This is a genomic window from Bradyrhizobium sp. SZCCHNR1043 (assembly GCF_032489675.1).
Lineage (GTDB): Bacteria > Pseudomonadota > Alphaproteobacteria > Rhizobiales > Xanthobacteraceae > Bradyrhizobium.
This window is the reverse complement of the sequence record NZ_JAUEYN010000006.1, coordinates 37,804-57,607: the sequence shown is the minus strand read 5'-3', so window position 1 is coordinate 57,607 and position 19,804 is coordinate 37,804. Positions and strand designations below refer to the sequence as shown.

The window sequence follows — 19,804 nt, the reverse complement described above, 5'->3', positions numbered from 1 at the left end:
GTGCGCTCATTTGGCGACTGACGAAAGCTCACTGTCTTGCGAGCGAGCGGTGCCCGACTTCAAAAATAGCGCCCCCATGAGCGCCATGAACCATGCAACGAACGGATGCCAGAGCGGCACCGCCAGCAGTCCGAACCATCCGAAAGCGATTTCCGGCACTCGAGCGTTGCGCTCATAGCTCCGGGACGCGGGCATGAGTCCACCATTTGCGTCGTTGAAGGTGCAGGGTCCACGCCGGGCGTTCTCGACGCCGTCTTGTGTGTAGACGATCAACGCACGTGCACGCACGGAGCAGATCAGCACATCTCCCGCGTCACTGACACCGATATCGAAGGCGCCGCCTTGCGAACCGACGTAAAAACCTCGCTCGAAGCCCTGGGGACCATAGCGCTGCACTCTCCCCAACGGCTCGCTCGCAACGAACACACGTCCATTTGGAGCTGCAACCCGGGCCGAGCCAAGCGCGTTTGGAAGCTCGATCGCATTCAGCCAATCGTCCGGAAACACCCCCAATCCGAGCGGTAGCAAAAACCCAATGATTCCGAGAGCGACGGCGCACCTTGCAACGGCGCTCGGCAGCTGCTTCCACATGGAAACCACTCCCCCGAACGTCACTTGCGCTTCCCTTTCGCCAGCTCCTTGACCAGGAACTCCGCCAGCACCTCGACCCGGGCGGGGCGCGGGCCGCCGGGCGGCATCACCAGATGCATCGCCCCTTCGGGCTGGCTCCAGCCCTTCAGGATCACCTCGACCTCGCCCGAGGCGATCGCGTCGCCAACGATGAAGTCCGGCAGGTCGGCGATGCCGAGGCCGGCGATGACCGCCGGCAGCACCGCCTCGCCATTGTTGACGCGCAGCTGTCCAGCTGGCCGCACGCTGGCCTGCTCGCCGGCCGCGTTGGTGTAGTGCCAGACGCCGGCGGTGGAGAGATAGGCGTAGCCGAAGCATTTGTGCTCGGCAAGATGCATCGGATGCGTCGGCCGTCCGTGCCGCTTCAGATAGGACGGCGCCGCCACCGTGTAGCGCGGCATCGCGCAGAGGCGGCGCGCCACCAGTGATGAGTCCGGCAGCCGCGCGATGCGCAGCGCGAGATCGAACCCCTCGCCGATGAGATCGACGGTCGCATCGCTCATGTGCAGATCGATCGACACTTCCGGATATTGTTCGAGAAAGACCGGCAGCAGCGGTGCGATCTTCTTCACACCGAAGGTCATCGGCACCGCGAAGCGCACCAGCCCGCGCGGCGTCAGCGATTGCGCCAGCGCCTCGGTCTCCGCCGCCTCGCCATCCGCGAGCAGTTGCGCGGCCCTCTCTGACAGCCGCTGCCCGGCATCGGTCAGCGCCAGACGGCGCGAGGTGCGGTTGAACAGCCGCGTGCCCAGGCGTTCTTCCAGCCGGCTCACGGCCTTCGACACTGACGCCTTGGACAGGCTCAGCTCCTGCGCCGCGCCGGCGAAGGAGCGCAGCTCGACGACCTTGGCGAAGATCGCCATCGCCTCGAAATCCGGAAGTCGCGCCATCGGCGGCAATCTCACTTTTGGAAACAATGGGTTTCAATAGTTTCTATTTCTATACTCGGATCGTCAGCCTATTCCAGTGCCCAACGGCACGGCGGCTCGCGGCCGACGTGCAACAACGGAGCAAACCCATGATCGAATTGAAGCCCTTTGCGGCGCTGGGCGGCGCCGACCACGGCTGGCTGAAGGCCAAGCACCATTTCTCGTTCGCGAGCTACTACGACCCCAGCAACATGGGCCACGGCGCCCTGCGCGTCTGGAACGATGACGAGATCGCGCCGAACACCGGCTTCCCGGCGCATCCGCACCGGAACATGGAGATCATCACCTATGTCCGCGAAGGCGCGATCACGCATCAGGACAGCCTCGGCAACAAGGGCCGCACTGAGGCCGGCGACGTCCAGGTGATGAGCGCGGGCAGCGGCATCCGCCACTCCGAGTACAATCTGGAGCCGACCACGACGCGGATCTTCCAGATCTGGATCGAGCCGACCACCGATGGCGGCCAGCCGACCTGGGGCGCCAAGCCGTTCCCGAAGTCCGACCGCTCCGGCAAGCTGGTCACACTGGCGAGCGGCTTCGCAGATGACGGCGACGCGTTGCCGATCCGCGCCAAGGCGCGCGTACTCGGCACCACGCTGAAGGCAGGCGAGACCGCCGAGTACAGCGCCGACAATTCCCGGCACATCTATCTGGTGCCCGCGGCCGGCAGCGTCGAAGTCAACGGCGTCCGAGTCAACGCCCGCGACGGCGCCGCCATCCGCGACGAGGCCACGCTGAAGATCACCGCGCTCGAAGATTCCGAGCTGGTGCTCGTCGACGCCGCCTAATCCTCTCACGCGATCCCGGCCGGCCATCCGGCCGGGACACTCTTCCCGATCATCCTCGTCCCCACGGAGACTGCCATGACCAAGGTTCTCGTTCTCTACTACTCCGCCTACGGCCACATCGAAGCGATGGCCAACGCGGTGGCCGAAGGCGCCCGCGAGGCCGGCGCCACCGTGGACGTCAAGCGCGTGCCCGAGCTGGTGCCGGCCGACGTTGCCAAGGCCTCCTACTACAAGCTCGACCAGACTGCCCCGATCGCCAAGGTCGAGGAGCTCGCCGATTACGACGCGATCATCGTCGGCACCGGCACCCGCTTCGGCCGCATGGCCTCGCAGATGGCCAACTTCCTCGATCAGGCCGGCGGCCTGTGGGCCAAGGGCGCGCTCCACGGCAAGGTCGGCGGCGCCTTCACCTCGACCGCGACCCAGCACGGCGGCCAGGAAACCACCCTGTTCTCGCTCATCACCAACCTGCTGCACTTCGGCATGACCATCGTCGGCCTCAACTACGGCTTCGCCGGCCAGATGAAGCTCGACGAGGTCACCGGCGGCTCGCCCTATGGCGCCACCACCATCACCGGCGGTGACGGCAGCCGGCAGCCGAGCGCGAACGAGCTGGCGGGGGCGCGCTATCAGGGCCGCGTCATCGCCGAGACCGCAAAGAAGCTGCATGGCTGATGCGACTGGGGCGGCACTTCCGCAAACGAAGTGCCGCCCCATTTCACAAGAGTTGGAAAGTAGGAGAGGAGTCCGCAATGCCCGCCATGCTCGAACTGGTGACGCTGGCCCGGTTGGCCCGCCATCCCCTGCAGATGATGGCGCGCCGCTGGTACTGCAAGAGCCTCTACCGCGCCAGCCGCGGCCAGCGCCGCTGCCCGGAATGCACGGCCGCTACAGCGGCTTGATCTGCACCTTCCTGAACTTCACGACGCCCGAGCCGTACTGCAGGGCGATCGGTCCCGCCGCGTGCTTGCTGTCGTCGACATCGGCGGTCTTCTCGCCGTTGAGGATCACGGTCAGCCGCGTGCCCTTGGCGGTGATCTCGTAGGTATTCCACTTGCCGCCGGCCTTCGGCATCGGATCGACCTTGGACACGTCGACGATCGCGCCGGTGCCGTATTTCGGATCGGGCCGCTTGTCGAAGATGTTGACCTCGTAGCAGATGTTGGAGTCGATCTTCGCCGACTGGTCGCAGCGGATGAAGATGCCGCTGTTGGCGGCGTCATCGACCCAGAACTCGGCCTTGATCTGGAAGTCCTTGTAGCTCACCTTGGTCACCAGATACGATGGATCCTTGCCGTCGAGCTTGTCGGCCGACAGCGCGCCGTCCTTCATCTCCCAATTGGCCTTGCCGACCTCGGTGAAGTCGGCCTTGGTCGTGGAGTCGACCAGAGTCACCCAGCCGTCATCGGCCAATGCCGCTCCCGTCATGCCTGCGCCCGCAATCAATAGTCCGGCCGCGAGCCCACTCAAGCGATACCGCATCGAAACTCCTCCCTGATTTCTGTTTCGTTCGTCGCCACGATAGCAAAGCGCCGGACAATTCAAACGGGTTTCGATGCTGCACCTGCTCTATCGTCTCCTCCAACTACACCGCCGTGGCGCGCGCAAAATCGACATAGATCTCGCGCAGCCGCGCCGCCACCGGTCCCGGCTTGCCGTCGCCGACGGGCTTGCCGTCGATCGTGACCACCGGCTGCACGAACGAGCTCGCGCTGGTGATGAAGGCTTCCTTCGCCGCGAGCGCCTCCTCCACCGTGAACAGCCGCTCCTCGACCTTGAGCTGGCGCTCCTCGGCGAGCTTCACCACGGCCTTGCGGGTGCAGCCCGGCAGGATCGCGTTCGAGTTCGGCCGCGTCACGATGACGTCGTCCTTGGTCAGGATGAAGGCCGAGGACGAGCCGCCCTCGGTGACATGACCGTCCTCGACCATCCACGCCTCGCCGGCCCCGGCCGCGGCGGCCGCCTGCTTCGCGAGCACCTGCGCCAGCAGCGCCACGCTCTTGATGTCGCGGCGCGCCCAGCGGATGTCGGGCACGGTGATGACGCCAATTCCCGTCTTCGCCGAGGGCGCATTGATGATGTCCTTGGCGGTGACGAACATCACCAAGGTCGGCTTGACGTCGCCCTTGGGAAACGGGAAGTCGCGGCCCTTGTCGGCGCCGCGCGTCACCTGCAGATAGACCATACCCTGGTCGAGCCGGTTGCGTGCGACCAGCTCCTTCTGCAGCTCCTCGATCCGCGCCAGGCTCTCCGGCAGCGCCAGCCCGATCTCGCCGACCGAGCGCTCCAGGCGGGCAAGATGCGGGGCACTGTCGACCAGCTTGCCATCGAGCACCGCCGCCACTTCGTAGATGCCGTCGGCAAACAGGAAGCCGCGATCGAGGACCGAGACCTTGGCCTCGGACAGGGGCACGAAGGCGCCGTTGACGTAAGCGATCGGGTCCAAATTCATATTCTCCAACTTCGAGATTCAGGGTTCGCGCGTTCCGCGCGCCCCGGAACGACGGTAAGTGCTAATGCGACAGGATTTTCGACAAGAACTGTTGCGCCCGCTCGCTGCGCGGCTGGCCGAAGAAATCCTCCTTCTTGGCGTCCTCGACGATCTCGCCGCGGTCCATGAAGATGACGCGGTGGGCGACCTTCCTGGCGAAGCCCATCTCGTGGGTCACGACCATCATGGTCATGCCCTCGCGGGCGAGATCGACCATGACGTCGAGCACCTCGCTGATCATCTCCGGATCGAGCGCCGAGGTCGGCTCGTCGAACAGCATCGCGATCGGGTCCATGGCGAGCGCACGTGCGATCGCCACGCGCTGCTGCTGACCGCCGGAGAGCTGCGCCGGAAACTTCTGCGCCTGCTCCTTGAGGCCGACGCGATCCAGGAGCTTCATGCCCTTCGCGGTCGCTTCCTCATGGCCACGACCCAGCACCTTCTGCTGGGCGAGGCAGAGATTGTCGATGATCTTGAGATGCGGAAACAGCTCGAAGTGCTGGAACACCATGCCGACCCGCGAGCGCAGCTTCGGCAGGTTGGTCTTGGAATCATTGACCTTGAGGCCGTCGATCGTGATCACGCCGTCCTGGAACGGCTCCAGCGCGTTGACGCATTTGATCAGGGTCGACTTGCCGGAGCCGGAGGGGCCGCAGACCACCACCACCTCGCCCTTGGCGACCGAGGTCGTGCAGTCCTTCAGCACCTGGAAGCTCGGGCTGTACCATTTGTTGACGTGGCTGATTTCGATCATGGGAGCCGACTATCTGATGATGGAGATGCGCGACTGCAGGCGACGGACGCCGTAGGACGCGACACAGGAGATGGTGAAGTAGACCAGGGCCGCGAACAGGTACATCTCGACCAGACGGCCGTCGCGCTGGGCGACTTTCGAAGCAGCGCCGAGGAAGTCCGGAATCGAGAGCACGTAGACCAGCGACGTGTCCTGGAACAGCACGATGGTCTGGGTCAGCAGCACCGGCAGCATGTTGCGGAACGCCTGCGGCAGCACGACGTAGCGCATGGTCTGCGCATAGGTCAGGCCGAGCGCCGAGGCCGCGGCCGGCTGGCCGCGCGAGATCGACTGGATGCCGGCGCGCATGATCTCGGAGAAATAGGCCGCCTCGAACAGGATGAAGGTGATCAGGGAGGACGCGAACGCGCCGACCTTGATCGGCCGCGACGAGCCGGTGATCCACTGCCCGATATAGGGCACCAGGAAGTAGAACCAGAAGATCACCAGAACCAGCGGCAGCGAGCGCATGAAGTCGACATAGAGCCCGGCGATAAAGCCCATCACCCGATAGCCGGACAGCCGCATCAGCGCGATCAGGGTGCCGAACACAAGACCGCCCGTCGCCGACAGCGCCGTCAAGGTCAGCGTGAAGGTCATGCCGTCGATGAAAAGATAGCTCAGCGAGCGGCGGATGACGTCGAAATCGAAATTGGCCAGCATCTCATTTGCCCGTGATGTAGCCAGGGACCGCCACCGCGCGCTCCAGGAGCCGCATGCCGATCACGACGATGACGTTGATGACGAGATACATCAAGGTGGCGGCGCTGAAGGCCTCGAACACCTGGAACGAGAATTCCTGCATGGCGCGCGCAGCGCCCGTCAGCTCGATCAGACCGATCGTGATTGCGACGGCGCTGTTCTTGACCGTGTTGAGAAATTCGGACGTCAGCGGCGGCAGGATGATGCGGAAAGCCATCGGCAGCAGCACGTAGCGGTAGGCCTGCAAGGTGGTGAGGCCGAGCGCGGTCGCCGCCAGCTTCTGGCCGCGCGGCAGCGAGCCGATGCCGGCCGCCAATTGCACGGCGACACGCGCCGACATGAACAGGCCGATGCCGACGGCCGCCGTATAGAATGGCGCATTGGGCATCTGCTTCAGCCACAGGCCGATCGTGGGCGGCAACAGCTCCGGCAGCACGAAGAACCACAGGAACAGCTGCACCAAAAGCGGCATGTTGCGGAAGAATTCGACATAGGCGAAGGCGATCCAGGTCGCCAGCTTGGACGGCAAGCTGCGCAGGATGCCGACGATCGTGCCGCAGATCAGCGCGATCACCCAGGCCGACAGCGAGGTCACGATGGTGACCTTCAGCCCCGCCAGCAGCATGTCGAAATAGGTGCCGGCCCCGGTCGGGTTCGGCTCCAGGAAGATGTGCCAGTTCCAGGTGTAGTTCACGGGGACATCCTGAGAGGGAATTAGCTCGCAAGTCGCATTACACAGTCTTTGCCAAAAACTCGCTGCGCTCCCTCCCCCTTGCGGGGGAGGGTCGGGGTGGGGGGTCCACACGGGCAATCTTTCCTGAGACCCCCACCCCCGACCCCTCCCCGCAAGGGGGAGGGGGGCGCATCGAATTCGGCGCGAGAGCTGCGACCTCACCTTACGGCTTGTACGAGTCCGGATCCGGCGAATCCGACGGCTTGGCGAACTCGGCCTTCAGCTCGGCCGACAGCGGGGTGTTGAGGTTCAGGCCCTTCGGCGGGATCTTCTGCATGAACCATTTGTCATACAGCTTGGCGCCCTCGCCGCTGGTGTAGATCTTGGCGGTCGCCGCATCGACCACCTTCTTGAACTGCGGGTCGTCCTTGCGCAGCATGATGCCGTAGGGCTCAGGCTTCGAGAACGCGTCCTTGGAAACGACGTAGGCGGCCGGATCCTTGGAGCCGGCGACGAGGCTCGCAAGAAGAATGTCGTCCATCACGAAGGCGACGGCGCGATCGGTCTCCACCATCAGGAAGGCCTCGGCATGATCCTTGGCCGGGATGATGTTGATGCCGAGGTTGCGCGCCGCGTTGGCTTCGGTGAGCTGCTTGATGTTGGTGGTGCCGGCGGTCGACACGACCGATTTACCCTTCAGATCGTCGATCGCGTTGATCTTGCTCGCCTTCTTCGAGACGTAGCGGCTCGCCGTCAGGAAGTGGGTGTTGGTGAAGGAGATCTGCTTCTGGCGCTCGGCATTGTTGGTGGTCGAGCCGCATTCGAGATCGATGGTGCCGTTGGCGAGCAGCGGGATGCGGGTCGACGACGTCACCGGGTTGAGCTTCACATCGAGCTTGTCGAGCTTGAGCTCCTTCTTCACGGCATCGACGATGCCCATGCAGATGTCGATGGCAAAGCCGATCGGCTTCTGATTGTCGTCGAGATAGGAGAACGGGATCGAGGAGTCGCGGACGCCGAGCGTAATGGTGCCGGTCTCCTTGATGTTCTTCAGGGTCCCCGTCAGGTCCTCGGCCTGCACCTGGCCGGCGCAGAGCGCGGCGGCGACGGCAAGACCGAATAGGCGAAGCTGCTTCATAACTGATCTCCTCAATCCGGCTGATTGCCGGATGCTTGCATAAACCACAGCGAACTCAAAATGGCCCCCGCCCCCCGGACGATCTCCGGCCGGACGAGCGCGGGCACCATAGACCGCCCCGCGGCGGGACGTCCTCGGACGATCGCGACAAATTGCCTGTCCTGCGTCCCCTTCGACAAGACGTTCGGGCTGAAACGGCAGCGCCGAACGTCGGGATGGTAAACTGCGCGGGGCTCGCGAGCCCCGCGACCAGACGAAAGTCTCACTCGGGCGGTTCCCGCACGCGGCAATGCAACCGCACGGCACACGGGCCTCGTGGTTCGAGACGCGCCGCGCGCGGCAAGCCCGCCTTCCATCTTCCTGATCGGCGCGGCGTTCCTCACCATGAACGTCACCGCGGACTTCGCCAAGGCACCAGTCCTCGCCCGGAGGAGCCCGCCGAAGGCGGCCGTCTCGAAGGGCGGCCGCAGGCGCTGAACACGACCGGGGCGTCGCTCACCCCGCCTCAGGCAGCGAGAGGTGAGCACCGATAACGCCAAGAGATCTGTGCTCATGCCCCCTTCTCGCCTCACAACGGCTTCTGCAGCTCGCCGAGATCCCAGAACAGCCCGGCCATCAGGCCGAGCGCCTCCTCCGTGACATCCAGCAGAATGTGCTCATCCGGCGCGTGCTGCGAGCAGCCCGGATAGGAATGCGGCACCCACATGGTCGGCATCTTCAGCACGTCGGCAAACACGTCATTGGGCAGCGAGCCGCCGAAGTTCGGCAGCACGGCGGGCGCTTTGCCGGTGCTCATCTTGATGGAATCCGCGGCCCATTTGATCCAGGGGCTGTCGATGTCGGCGCGCGAGGCCATGAAGCTCTGCGCCATGCTGACTTCGATCATCGGGAAGCCATGCGCGGCGAGATGGTTCTTCACGTCGGCCACGATACTGTCGACCTTGGTGCCGACGACGAAACGCAGCTGCAGCACGGCGCGGGCGCGGCCGGGGATCGCATTCGCCGGCTTGTCGATATTGCCGGAGGAGATCGCAAGCACCTCGAGCGTATTCCAGGCATAGAGCCGCTCCGCCGGCGTCAGCCCCTCCTCGCCCCAATTGTCCGACAGCGCCGGCTCGTCGGCGGTCGGCTCCACCTTCACGTCGGCGAGGATGGCGCGGATCGCATTGGTGAGACGCGGCGGCTTCAGCGCCTCCAGCTTGATGCGGCCATGGCCGTCGACCAGCGTGGCGATCGCGTTCGCCAGGATGGTCGCCGGATTGGCGAGCACGCCGCCCCAATTGCCGGAGTGATTGCCGCCCTCGCGCAGATTGACGTCGAGATGCAACCGGATGCCGCCGCGGCAGCCGAGAAAGATGGTGGGGCGCGCGGTCGACAGCCGCGGGCCGTCCGAGCCGATGAAGACGTCGGCCTTCAAGGCGTCGCGATGCAGATCGGCCACCTTGGCGAGATCGGGCGAGCCGATCTCCTCGCCCATCTCGATGATGAACTTGGCATTGAAGCCGAGCTTGCCGCCACGCGCCTCGCGCACCGCGCGCAGCGCCGCCATGTTGACGCTGTGCTGGCCCTTGTTGTCGGCGGTGCCGCGGCCATAGAGACGATTGCCCGCCGGCGTCACCGCCCAGGGATCGCGGCCGTCGCGCCATTCGCCAGCCATGCCGTCGACGGTGTCGCCGTGGCCATAGCTGAGCACCGTCGGGGCACTGTCGCTCTCGTGGTAGGTCGCGATCAGGAACGGCGACTTGCCGCTCGGCGAGGGCACGATCTCGGAGGAAAAGCCGAGGGCGGCAAAGGACGGCGTCAGCTCTTTGGTCAGATACGCCGCGAGCTCGTCCTTGCGCTCGGGATTGAGGCTCTCGGTGCGATAGGCGACCCGGCGGCCGAGCTCGGCCAAGAAGTCACCGCTCGTCAGCGTCTGACGGGCACGGGCAATTGCATCAATCCTGGTCATGGCGCTTTTCCAGTCACAACGAAGGCGGCGTCATATCGGGATCGCGCGGCGAGCGGAAGGGGCTGGGTTTGAATTCAATGCTGATATCAAGCAAGTCTCGGATTCCGGAACCGCGTAGCCTGCCATCAAACTCGGTGGTTGGACCGCGCTGCGGCTTGCTCGGTACTCCTCGCCCGCCCGTGTAGCGCCAACACCGTCCTCGTCCCGGACGAAAGTGATCAACTGACAATCCAGAGGCGCAGTCTCTCAATTCACCACGTGGCTGACCATCACCTCGATCAGCTTGGCGCCGGGCCTGCGGAACGCGTCCGACAAGCTCGGCTTCAGCTCGCGCGGATCACTGATGCGCATCGCCTCGCAGCCGAGCGACCGTGCCAGCCCTGCGAAATCCACCGGCGGGTCGACAAAATCCATACCGATGTAGTTGTCGTCGCCGTGGAACGACAGCAGCCGCTGCTTGATGATGCGGTAGCCGCCATTGTTGACGATGACGACCGACAGCGGCAGCTTGTGATGCGCTGCGGTCCACAGCGCCTGGATCGAATACATCGCGCTGCCGTCGCCGGAATAGCACACGACCGGACGATCGGGATTGGCGAGACTGACACCGACCGAGGCCGGCAGGCCCCAGCCGATGCCCCCCGAGGCGAGCGCGTGATAGTTATAGCGGTCGCGATAGGGCCACAGCGCCGTCATGTAGCGCGCCGAGGTCAGGCCCTCGTCGACCAGGATGCCGTGCTCCGGCATCGCCTCGGCGACCTGCAGCGCCAGATAGTCCGGGTCGATCGGCGTCCGCTCGCGGGCCGCCTCGATCTGCGCCGCCAGCGTCCGGCGCCGTGCGCTCCAGTTCTTCGAGGACAATTCGGCCACGCGCTCCTGAGCACGCGCCTGCAGGGCCGCGCCGCCGAGCTCGTGTAAGAGCGGCGTGAGCTGAAGCAGCGTCTCGCGAACGTCAGCCTTGAGCGCGATCTCGGCACCGAAATTCTTTCCCAGCTCCCAATCGACGAGGCCGATCTGCACGATCGGCAAGCCCTCGGGCAGCGGCTCGATCTCGCTGTGCACGGACATCCGCAAGGGATCGGCGCCGAGCACGATGAGAAGATCGTGTGGCGCGAGCAGGTCGCGGACCTGCTTCTGCGCGCGCGACAATGAGCCGATGTAGCAGGGATGCTCGGACAGGAAATGCGCGCCATAGGGCGCGGACTGCTGATGCACGGGAGCGCCGATCGCCGACGCGAACTCGGCCGCCTGCCGCAGCGCATCGCTCTTGACGATCTCGTCGCCGGTGATGATCACCGGCCGCTGCGCCCTGAGAATGCGCTGCGCCAGCGCCTGCAACGCGTCCGCGGCCGGCAACACGCGCGCATCGACCCGGGTGGAACGGCCGAGCTCGATGCCGGCTTCGGCATTGAGGATATCGCCGGGCAGCGAGATGAAGACGGGACCGGTCGGCGGCGTGGTCGCCACCTTGGCGGCGCGCCTGATGATGCGCGGCAGGTCCTCCAGCCTCGTCACCTCGACCGCCCATTTCACCAGCGGCTCGGCCATCCGCACCAGCGGGCCGTAGAGCAGCGGCTCCATCAGGCCGTGGCCCTGCTCCTGCTGGCCGGCGGTGAGGATCATCGGCGTGCCTGTGAACTGCGCATTGTAGAGCGCGCCCATGGCGTTGCCGAGACCCGGCGCGACGTGGACGTTGCAGGCGACGAGGCGTCCCGAGGCGCGGCTGAAGCCGTCGGCGATCGCCACCACCAGACTCTCCTGCATCGCCATGACGTAGGTGAGATCGGGATGATCCTTCAGGGCATGCATGATCGGCAATTCGGTGGTGCCGGGATTGCCGAACAGATGGGTGATGCCCTCGTCCTTGAGCAGCGCGAGGAAGGCCGAGCGTCCGGTGGTGCGGTTCTTCATGGTGGCGTTTTCCTCTGGGTCGTGGCCTTGTTCGTTCTCGGCAAGCTCTCACTCCGTCATTGCGAGCGAAGCAAAGCAATCCAGCGTCTGTCATAGAGGCAGTCTGGATTGCTTCGGAGCTGACGCTCCTCGCAATGACGGCGGAGGGGCCGTTGGTCCGGCTTCTCATCGATGGCTCCGGCTAAGATCATGTCACGACCTTGCCAATCAGTACGGCTCCTTGAGTGCGCTCATTGTGACGATACCAAGCTGCCCGCGGATCAGAACATCCCTTCGCGCGAGCCGCGCTTCTTGCGCTGCGCGCGCTGCCAGACCACGCCGGGAAAACCCTTCAGCGGCACCAGGGGCGCGCCGGTGTAGGCCCAATCCGGCGCCTCCTCGATGGCAACGTGATAGAGCGGCTCGCGACCGGTTCGTGCTGCAAATAGCGCGCGCGGGATGTTCACCATGTGCGGCGAGCGGGCGCGCTCGTAGAACACAGGCGAGCCGCAGCTGCTGCAGAAGCTGCGCGTGGCTTTCGCGGCGTCGTCCTCGTAGCGGGTGATCGCATCCGCACCCGAGGTGATGCGAAGGCGCTTGCGCCAGCTTCCGACATAGGTGGCGTAGGCCGCGCCATGGGCGCGGCGGCTGGGCGATGAATGATCATGCCAGGCCCAGCGCGCCGGGACGTCGATCTCGAAGGCGACGCGGCCGCACAGGCATTGGCCAGAGGCGATGCCGGCGGGAGCGGATCTGGGCATGACAAGCATCCATCCACGGCGTCATTCCGGGGCAAGGCCACCGGCCTTGAATCCGGAATGACAATGAAAACGCGACTGCTCGGCTCTCGTGACGCAGTCGAGCTAAGCGGGCGCCATCTCGTCATAGGCCGGATAGTCGGTATAGCCCCTGGCGTCGCCGCCATAAAAGGTGGACGGTGATACGGCGTCAGCGGCCAGCCGTGCCGCAGCCGGCGCGGCAGGTCCGGGTTGGAGATGAAGGTGCGGCCGAAGGCGATGGCGTCGGCGTGGCCGGCCCGGATCGCGGCGTCGGCCGGCTCGCCCGTGAAGCCGCCGGCGCCGATCAGCACGCCGTTCCACACCGGCCGGAACAGAGCGATGGCCGACGGCACGTTCTGCCAGTTGACGTCGGCGCGGCCGGCGCCGGAGGAGCGCGGCTCGATCAGGTGTAGATAGGCGATGCCCAGCTTGTCGAGCGCCTCGATCGCATGGGTATAGAGCGGCATCGGCTCGGCTTCGCCGGAGCCGTTGGCGATGCCATAGGGCGACAGCCGCACGCCGACCTTGTCGACACCGCAGGCGGCGATCACGGCCTCGGTCACCTCGGGCAGGAAGCGGCAGCGGTTCTCGATGGAGCCGCCGTAGCGGTCGGTGCGCTGGTTGCTGCGGGTCTGCAGGAACTGCTCGATCAGATAGCCGTTCGCACCGTGCACCTCGACGCCGTCGAAGCCGGCGGCCATCGCATTGCGCGCGGCTTGGCCATAGGCGGAGACAAGCGCGGGGATCTCGTCGGTGTCGAGCGCACGCGGCGTCTCGTAAGCTGCGCCTTTGCCGTCCGCCGTCATTGCCTTGAGATCGTCGCCGATCGCGATCGCCGACGGCGCCACCGGTAGCGCGCCGCCCGGCTGGAACGAGGAATGCGAGACGCGGCCGACGTGCCAGAGCTGTAGGAAAATGACTCCGCCCTTGGCATGCACCGCGTCGACGACCTGCTTCCAGCCGGCGACCTGCGCCGCGCTGTAGATCCCCGGCACGTTCGGGCTGCCGGTGCCGGTCGGCAGCACCGGCGAGGCCTCGGCGATGATCAGCCCGCCCGGCGTCGCGCGCTGCGCATAATACTCGACGTTGAGCGGCCGCGGCGCGAGGGTCTCCCTTGCGGCGCGCATGCGGGTCAACGGCGCCATCACGACGCGGTGCTTGAGGTGATAAGGACCGATCGTGAGCGGTGAAAACAGCGCAGGCAGCATTTCGTCCCCAGATGTCGTTGCGATTGTCGATTGGGATCATCTTGTTCGCAAAACATGATGGTGGCAATGTCCGCCCCACCTCCGCACGAGCAGACCCTCCATGCCGAAAGCGAACGCCCTGCCCTCGCTCAGCCTGCGCATCGATCTCGATGACGGCAGCCGGATCGGGCCGGGCAAGATCGCGCTGCTGGAGAACATCGAGCGACACGGCTCGATCTCTGCGGCCGGGCGCGCGATGGACATGTCCTACAAGCGGGCCTGGGACCTCGTCGACGAGATCAACCGGGTGTGCCGGCAGCCGGCGGTGGCGCGCCAGACCGGCGGCCGCAATGGCGGTGGCGCGGCGCTGACGGCGTTCGGCGCGCAGTTGGTCGAACGTTATCGGCGCATCGAGCGCGATGCGGCTGACGCCGTGAAGAAGGATCTCGCCGCGCTGCGCAGCGATATCGAGAAGCCGAGGAAGGCGCGCGGGGCCAAGGCCGCGTCGTAAGCCGGTTCCAGCCGACGCGATGCATCTGCGACCGGACTGGTGCGCCTCGCGTTGCAGCCGCAAGAAACCCCTCTTGCCGTCAGCCGGATGATCTTGCGGCCGCGCCAGGACGTCATACACCAGCATCTCATCGTCATGCCGGAGAACCTGCCGTGTCTCACCCTGCCTTATCCGCCGACCACACCGCCGTCGTCACCGGAGGCGCCTCCGGCATCGGGCTTGCCGCCGCCATGCGCTTCGCAGAACGCGGCATGAACGTCTGCATCGCCGATGTCGACGAGGCCCGGCTCCGCGACGCCGCCGCCAGGCTCGCGGCTGCGGCCAAGCGTGGCGAGGCTGCGGTCATGACCGCCACGGTCGATGTGAGCAACCGGGACAGCGTGGTCGCGCTCGAAACGGCGGTGCGGCAGCGCTTCGGCGCGATCGACGTGCTGATGAACAATGCCGGCATCCAGCCGGGCAGCAAGATGCTTGCCGACGACAATTGGCAGCGCATCCTCGGGGTCAATCTGTGGGGCGTCATCCACGGCTCGCAGGTGTTCGCAGCCAACATGATCGCCCAGAGCAAGCCGGCGTTGATCATCAATACCGGCTCCAAGCAGGGCATCACCACGCCGCCCGGCGATCCCGCCTACAACGTCTCGAAGGCCGGCGTGAAGGCGTTCACCGAGGCGCTGCAGCACGAGCTGCGCAACACGCCCGGCTGCCAGGTGACGGCGCATCTGTTCATTCCGGGCTTCGTGTTCACGCCGCTCACCGCGAATGGCCGCGTCGAGAAGCCGGCCGCCGCGTGGACGCCGGAGCAGACGGTCGACTTCATGCTGGAGCGCGTTACGGCCGGCGACTTCTACGTGCTGTGCCCCGACAACGACGTACCGCGGGCGCTTGACGAGCGGCGCATCCTGTGGGCAGCCTCCGACATCGTCGAGAACCGGCCGCCGCTGTCGCGCTGGCATGCCGACTACGCCGACGCATTCGCGGAGTTCGCAAAGATATCGCCATGATCCGACCACATCGGAGCGGCGGCGCATAGCTGCTCCCGGTCTCAGCACAAGCTCCCAGACGCGTCGGATCGTCGCAAGGCTGTCCGCGTACGTTCGGGACGTCTACCCGTCGACCGAATCGCTACGGTCGAACGCTCTTCCAACTCACTGATTTGCCGCGGGCGCGACATCGCCGCTGGTCGCCGGCTCTTGAAGCGCCCCTCAACCGTCAAGCGGTGAGATGTCGCAGCTCTGCGGGAGCGCCATCCGTACGCCGCACGACAATCTGACGCAGACGCATTCCACAATCCCTGCGCGAAGCAGCCACGAAGCAGGCAGCAGATAGCCCTCATCATCCGCACCCGCGTCAGCCGCGCCCCGTTGCTTCGGCTCATCCGCAGTGGTGCGCAGCTTTGAGGAGTACGTCGGACATGTCGCGCCATCACCGTCACCATCACGACAGTCACCACGGTCACCATCATCACAACGACCACCACCACCACCATCATCACAATCATCACTGCCAGCCGGCGCCTGCGCCAACGCCTCCGACGCCGCCGACACCGCCCACGCCGCCGACGCCCGCGCTCGGCTTTGCCGATCTCGGCGTCGTCTTCAACGACGCGACGCGCTTTCTCGAAGGCGGACTGTGGCGCAACGTGGTCGAGGAAGGCGGCCAGGGGCTTGGCAGCGCCTACAACTACACTGGCGATCTCACCGTGATTCAGGATGGTCTGAAGGCGATGGTTGCCGCCGGCCAGTTCACCGGTCAGACGCTCACCAACATCAACAAGATCCTCGCTGACATCACGGTCGCGCAGGATGCCGCGATGGCTTCGGTGACCGGCGGCGGCGCGTTCGGCAGCATCGCCGCCGCGGAGACCGCGCTGCGCAACGCGCATCTCGACATCCTCAACGTCGTCAACAACGATCCGAACCTTGCGGGTAATGCGACCAACGCCGACGGCGTCACCGGCTTCCTGCAGGCGCCGGCGCTGCTGCCCGAAGGCGTGACGGCCGCAACCGCCGCCAAGGGCACGCTGGCCGAGCTCGGCCTGATCTTCAACGATGCCGCCAACCGGCTGATCGGCGGCGTGAACGAAGGCAATGTCGATGTCATCCAGGACGATGTCGACGCGCTGATCGCCGGCCTCAATGCGCTGGTCGCCGCCAATCCGCTGCAGTTCGGCGGCCTGACCGGCGTGCACGCGCTCGCCATCATCGACCAGCTCGCGCTCGTCAACACCCACATCAACGGCGCGGCCGGCAATGTCGACATCGGCCGCGCGCTGAACGACGACTTCCTCGACATCATCGACATCGTCGCCGGCGACACCAATCTCGCCAACATGGCGCAGCAGAACGGCCTGACAGGCTGGAGCGGCTTCGGCGACTTCCTCAACCCGACGCCGGCCTATCAGGACAACCAGGCACAGACCGATTTCTGGGCCATGTTCATCGCCCAGTCCAACGCGCTTGGCAAGGCTGCAATCGCCGCCGTCAATTCCGGCGACGCCGCCGCGATGGCCAAGGTCACCGCCGACCTGATGACCTTCAAGAAGGACGTCACCGATTTCGACGCGGCGCAGGGCGGCATCTTCCAGGCCCGCTTCGACAACGAGCTGCTCGGCGACCGGAGCACGCTCGGCGCCGAGATCGCCAAGATCCTCGAAGGCTTCCAGGCCGGCAACAAGGCGCTGGTCGCCGCGGCCGCCGACCAGATGCACCAGAACGCAGCCGATGTCGGCGGCAACAACATCCCGGTCAATGGCGGCGCCTACAATGTCGACGGCACCACGATCGGCCAGGTGCTGGCGACCACCGGCGGCGGCAACAGTGCCGACGCCGCCGCGCTGCTGGCCGCGGTCACCAGCGCGCCGGCCTCGAACGTGATCATGCTTCCCGGCGCCGCGCCGGCAGCACACGCCGGCGCCGCTGCGGCAACCCTGGTCATGGACGGTCCGATGATGGAGGGGCCGATGATGGAGATGCCACAGCATCATCACATGTGGGCGTGATCCCTTGTAGCTCCGGCGCCTGCATCAGCAGGCGCCTGACGAGCGCGAGCGCGGTTTCCGTGGCCGGATCGGCCGAGATCACGGAGACCGCGAGCACGATGAGATCGACCGGCTGGTACGACAGCACGATGACATGCGTCGCATGCCGCGCATCCATCAGCGCCACCACGCGCTCGACGGCGGGGTCGGTGACCGCCCGCCGCCACGGCGCATCGGCCCGGCGCAGCACACGGCTTGACGCGAGAAAGTCGCGCAGCAGCGGCGGATCATAGGCGGTCAGCTCATCCTCGCGACAGCGGCGTGCGCTTTCGAAGACCGGCTGGCGCGTGAGCTCGGCGATCAGACCGTCGCGCGTCGCCGCGATCGACGCCCCGATCGAGTCGAGCACGCCCGGCTCGCGGGCTTGCAGCATCGCGCGCAAGGCATCGCCGATCAGCCCGATCGTGAGCACGCCGGCCACCGCGACCGCGCAGAAACGCATCAATTGCGCCGCATCGACGTCCGGCGACAGCGCGGCCGCGGCGGCGCCGAGCAGGGCGGCGCCGAGGATTCGCAACAATGTCAGCAGCCCGCCCTGACGCTGCGTCTCCGCGCTGGCGCCGGCGATCAGGATCGCGGTCACCGCCAGCAGCGCGCCCAATGCGCCGAGCCGCACCGGCATGCTCGGCGCCAGCACGCGGAAATCGGTGATGATGAAGGGAATGACCATGACGGCGCCGAACGCGACGCGATCGATGACGCGGTTCTCCCAGGCCAGCAGGCTCGCGCGGTCGCGGCGAAGCAGCAGCCAGGCGCAGGTCGCAAAGCCTGCGAGCTGAAAGGCTGACAGCACGACCGTGTGGTGGCTTTCGAACTCGGCCGGACCGAGCGCGCCGGCGAGCGCGAGCACCACGCCGCCGGCCAGCGCGATCGCCTTGAGCGTGCGATGCGCGTGCCGCCGCAGCAGACCTTCCGTCACCGCCAGCGCGCCGAGCGGGATCAGCGCCGCCGGAATCAGGGAGATGCGGTCGAGAAAAGCATTGTCCGTCCACCAGGCGACGCCGCGCAACAGGAACAGCGAGGCGACGGTCCCGAGCAGAACGACCAGCCGTGCCGTCAGCGGTCCCCTGGAATCGCGCCGGTGCAGCATGGCGGCGGCAACCGCGAGGCCGAGCGCGCCGCAGAGGTTGACTACGGAGTCCGCAACGATGCCGGCCGTCATGGCGCGGGTTCGCCGGGCTGCAGGCGCGGACGGAGCGTGCCGAACGTCCTGGTGTCGTCGAGCCAATGCACCAGCGGCAGGATCATCCGCTGCAGCGCCAGCACGGCCGAGGTCGCCAGCAGCGCCGGCAGCGAGCCGGAGGGGATCTCGCGCAGCAGATAGCGCCGGGCGGCGGCGAGATCGATTCGGCCGAGCTGCAGCAGATCGTCGCCCCTGGTGTAGTCCAGCTCGCGCGCGCAGAAGCCGTTGTAGATGGCGTCGCGATGCTTGGGCGCATCGTCATACGTCTTCTTCAGCGCATCGGAGCCGCCGGTATAGGCGTTGGTGATGACGAAGCGCGCCTCGTCGAACCCGGCCTCGCCGCCGACGCCGAACACCGCGCGATGCGCCCGCATGATGCCGCGCGCGAGCTGAAGATGCGCAAAGCTCTGTCGGGCCTGCGGCAGCGGCGACGGATAGACGTCAGAGAAGGTCTCGCAGACCATGCCGGCCACCGCCGGCACCTGCGTGACGTTGGAGATCCATTTCGGCCGCAGGCCGTCACGGATGAACAGCAGCAGCGTCGTGAGGCCGTAAAGCACGCCGGACAGGCCTTTGCCGCGCGCTTCCGGGTCGACCATCACCAATCCGAGATGGATCACCTGCTGGGTGTCGCCGTCGCGCTCGACCTGCATCACCGCGAGCGCATTGAAGGCGATCGGCCGGCCGCCCGCCTCCTCCGACACCACCGTGATGATGGCGCGCGCGAGCGGGTCGCGCTCGCCTGAGAAGATGCCGTAGGTGAGCTCGCCGGCGGGCAGCGTCTTGCCGGCGACGGTGCGGAGATCGGCCACGAGCGCCGCCAGCGGCGCGTCGTCCAGGGTCGTGCCCGGGCTCTCGACGATGCGCGTGCAAAACTCCGCATGGGTGCGCAGCGACAGGTCCATCGCCTCCTGCCCCAGCGCCGTCAGCCAGAAGCCGACATTGTCGTGGATACGCCTGGCCGTTGCGACGACGTTCATTGCTCTCATCCACCTGCCCGATCAGAAACGGCTCGCCGAAGCCGTGCCGGAAGTTCACGACATACGCTCCGCGCCGTTAATTCATGATCATGACGCAGGACGGAGCGTCAGTGACGGTAAACGCAGGTTGAACGACCGC

General features: G+C 66.2%; 19 protein-coding genes and 1 pseudogene. 6 read left to right on the top strand and 14 right to left on the bottom strand.

Features of this window, described 5'->3' with window-relative positions:
• Positions 1 to 6: 6 nt before the first annotated feature.
• Positions 7 to 591 carry a hypothetical protein gene (locus QX039_RS11900; protein WP_315736533.1) on the bottom strand — a complete coding sequence of 195 codons (585 nt, stop codon included), beginning with the start codon at positions 589 to 591 and terminating at the stop codon, positions 7 to 9.
• A gap of 20 nt (positions 592 to 611) precedes the next feature.
• Positions 612 to 1,520 carry a LysR family transcriptional regulator gene (locus QX039_RS11895; RefSeq protein ID WP_315736532.1) on the bottom strand — a complete coding sequence of 303 codons (909 nt, stop codon included), beginning with the start codon at positions 1,518 to 1,520 and terminating at the stop codon, positions 612 to 614.
• 128 nt (positions 1,521 to 1,648) lie between these two features.
• On the opposite strand from QX039_RS11895, the gene QX039_RS11890 reads away from it, so the two are divergent.
• The 3 genes from QX039_RS11890 to QX039_RS11880 all read left to right on the top strand — a co-directional run bounded on the left by QX039_RS11890 (position 1,649) and on the right by QX039_RS11880 (position 3,249).
• On the top strand, positions 1,649 to 2,347 hold the full coding sequence (locus tag QX039_RS11890; protein ID WP_315736531.1) for a pirin family protein: 699 nt from the start codon (positions 1,649 to 1,651) through the stop codon (positions 2,345 to 2,347).
• Between the two features lie 75 nt (positions 2,348 to 2,422).
• Entirely contained in the window at positions 2,423 to 3,022 is a 600-nt protein-coding gene (wrbA, locus tag QX039_RS11885; RefSeq protein ID WP_315736530.1) for an NAD(P)H:quinone oxidoreductase, read from the top strand.
• Between the two features lie 77 nt (positions 3,023 to 3,099).
• A complete protein-coding gene (locus QX039_RS11880) occupies positions 3,100 to 3,249 on the top strand; it encodes a hypothetical protein (RefSeq protein WP_315736529.1) in 150 nt (49 codons plus the stop codon).
• On the opposite strand, the gene QX039_RS11875 is transcribed toward QX039_RS11880, so the two are convergent.
• The 10 genes and pseudogenes from QX039_RS11875 to QX039_RS11830 form a co-directional block, all read right to left on the bottom strand.
• Positions 3,236 to 3,829 carry a DUF1080 domain-containing protein gene (locus QX039_RS11875; protein WP_315736528.1) on the bottom strand — a complete coding sequence of 198 codons (594 nt, stop codon included), beginning with the start codon at positions 3,827 to 3,829 and terminating at the stop codon, positions 3,236 to 3,238. The genes QX039_RS11880 and QX039_RS11875 overlap by 14 nt on opposite strands.
• 103 nt (positions 3,830 to 3,932) lie before the next feature.
• Positions 3,933 to 4,793, bottom strand: coding sequence for a D-amino-acid transaminase (locus tag QX039_RS11870; RefSeq protein ID WP_315736527.1), 861 nt, complete (start codon positions 4,791 to 4,793; stop codon positions 3,933 to 3,935).
• A gap of 67 nt (positions 4,794 to 4,860) precedes the next feature.
• Positions 4,861 to 5,592 carry an amino acid ABC transporter ATP-binding protein gene (locus QX039_RS11865; RefSeq protein WP_315736526.1) on the bottom strand — a complete coding sequence of 244 codons (732 nt, stop codon included), beginning with the start codon at positions 5,590 to 5,592 and terminating at the stop codon, positions 4,861 to 4,863.
• A gap of 9 nt (positions 5,593 to 5,601) precedes the next feature.
• On the bottom strand, positions 5,602 to 6,294 hold the full coding sequence (locus QX039_RS11860) for an amino acid ABC transporter permease (protein ID WP_315736525.1): 693 nt from the start codon (positions 6,292 to 6,294) through the stop codon (positions 5,602 to 5,604).
• Position 6,295: 1 nt separating this feature from the next.
• On the bottom strand, positions 6,296 to 7,027 hold the full coding sequence (locus QX039_RS11855) for an amino acid ABC transporter permease (protein WP_315736524.1): 732 nt from the start codon (positions 7,025 to 7,027) through the stop codon (positions 6,296 to 6,298).
• 202 nt (positions 7,028 to 7,229) lie between these two features.
• On the bottom strand, positions 7,230 to 8,144 hold the full coding sequence (locus QX039_RS11850) for an amino acid ABC transporter substrate-binding protein (RefSeq protein WP_315736523.1): 915 nt from the start codon (positions 8,142 to 8,144) through the stop codon (positions 7,230 to 7,232).
• Between the two features lie 568 nt (positions 8,145 to 8,712).
• Positions 8,713 to 10,095 (bottom strand): M20 family metallopeptidase, encoded by a 1,383-nt coding sequence (locus QX039_RS11845; protein ID WP_315771228.1) that lies wholly within the window; start codon positions 10,093 to 10,095, stop codon positions 8,713 to 8,715.
• A gap of 246 nt (positions 10,096 to 10,341) precedes the next feature.
• Positions 10,342 to 12,006, bottom strand: a complete 1,665-nt coding sequence (locus tag QX039_RS11840) for a thiamine pyrophosphate-binding protein (RefSeq protein WP_315736521.1) — start codon at positions 12,004 to 12,006, stop codon at positions 10,342 to 10,344.
• 260 nt (positions 12,007 to 12,266) lie between these two features.
• The gene (locus QX039_RS11835; RefSeq protein WP_315736520.1) at positions 12,267 to 12,746 is read right to left on the bottom strand and encodes a GFA family protein; all 480 of its coding nucleotides are present in this window, start codon (positions 12,744 to 12,746) and stop codon (positions 12,267 to 12,269) included.
• 102 nt (positions 12,747 to 12,848) lie between these two features.
• Positions 12,849 to 13,972: pseudogene (locus QX039_RS11830) on the bottom strand (alkene reductase).
• A 100-nt stretch (positions 13,973 to 14,072) separates the two neighbouring features.
• Here QX039_RS11830 and QX039_RS11825 point away from each other — a divergent pair.
• From QX039_RS11825 to QX039_RS11815, 3 genes are all read left to right on the top strand, one after another.
• Positions 14,073 to 14,462: a winged helix-turn-helix domain-containing protein gene (locus QX039_RS11825; RefSeq protein ID WP_315736519.1), complete on the top strand. Its 390-nt coding sequence runs from the start codon at positions 14,073 to 14,075 to the stop codon at positions 14,460 to 14,462.
• A gap of 152 nt (positions 14,463 to 14,614) precedes the next feature.
• A complete protein-coding gene (locus QX039_RS11820; RefSeq protein WP_315771226.1) occupies positions 14,615 to 15,466 on the top strand; it encodes an SDR family NAD(P)-dependent oxidoreductase in 852 nt (283 codons plus the stop codon).
• Between the two features lie 410 nt (positions 15,467 to 15,876).
• Positions 15,877 to 17,463 carry a hypothetical protein gene (locus QX039_RS11815; protein WP_315736517.1) on the top strand — a complete coding sequence of 529 codons (1,587 nt, stop codon included), beginning with the start codon at positions 15,877 to 15,879 and terminating at the stop codon, positions 17,461 to 17,463.
• Here QX039_RS11815 and QX039_RS11810 read toward each other — a convergent pair.
• Positions 17,396 to 18,664 carry a hypothetical protein gene (locus QX039_RS11810; RefSeq protein ID WP_315736516.1) on the bottom strand — a complete coding sequence of 423 codons (1,269 nt, stop codon included), beginning with the start codon at positions 18,662 to 18,664 and terminating at the stop codon, positions 17,396 to 17,398. The two genes, QX039_RS11815 and QX039_RS11810, sit on opposite strands and share 68 nt — an antisense overlap.
• Complete coding sequence (locus QX039_RS11805) at positions 18,661 to 19,665, bottom strand: hypothetical protein (RefSeq protein ID WP_315736515.1); 1,005 nt, start codon at positions 19,663 to 19,665, stop codon at positions 18,661 to 18,663. Before QX039_RS11805 ends, QX039_RS11810 begins: the two co-directional genes overlap by 4 nt.
• Between the last annotated feature and the right edge of the window lie 139 nt (positions 19,666 to 19,804).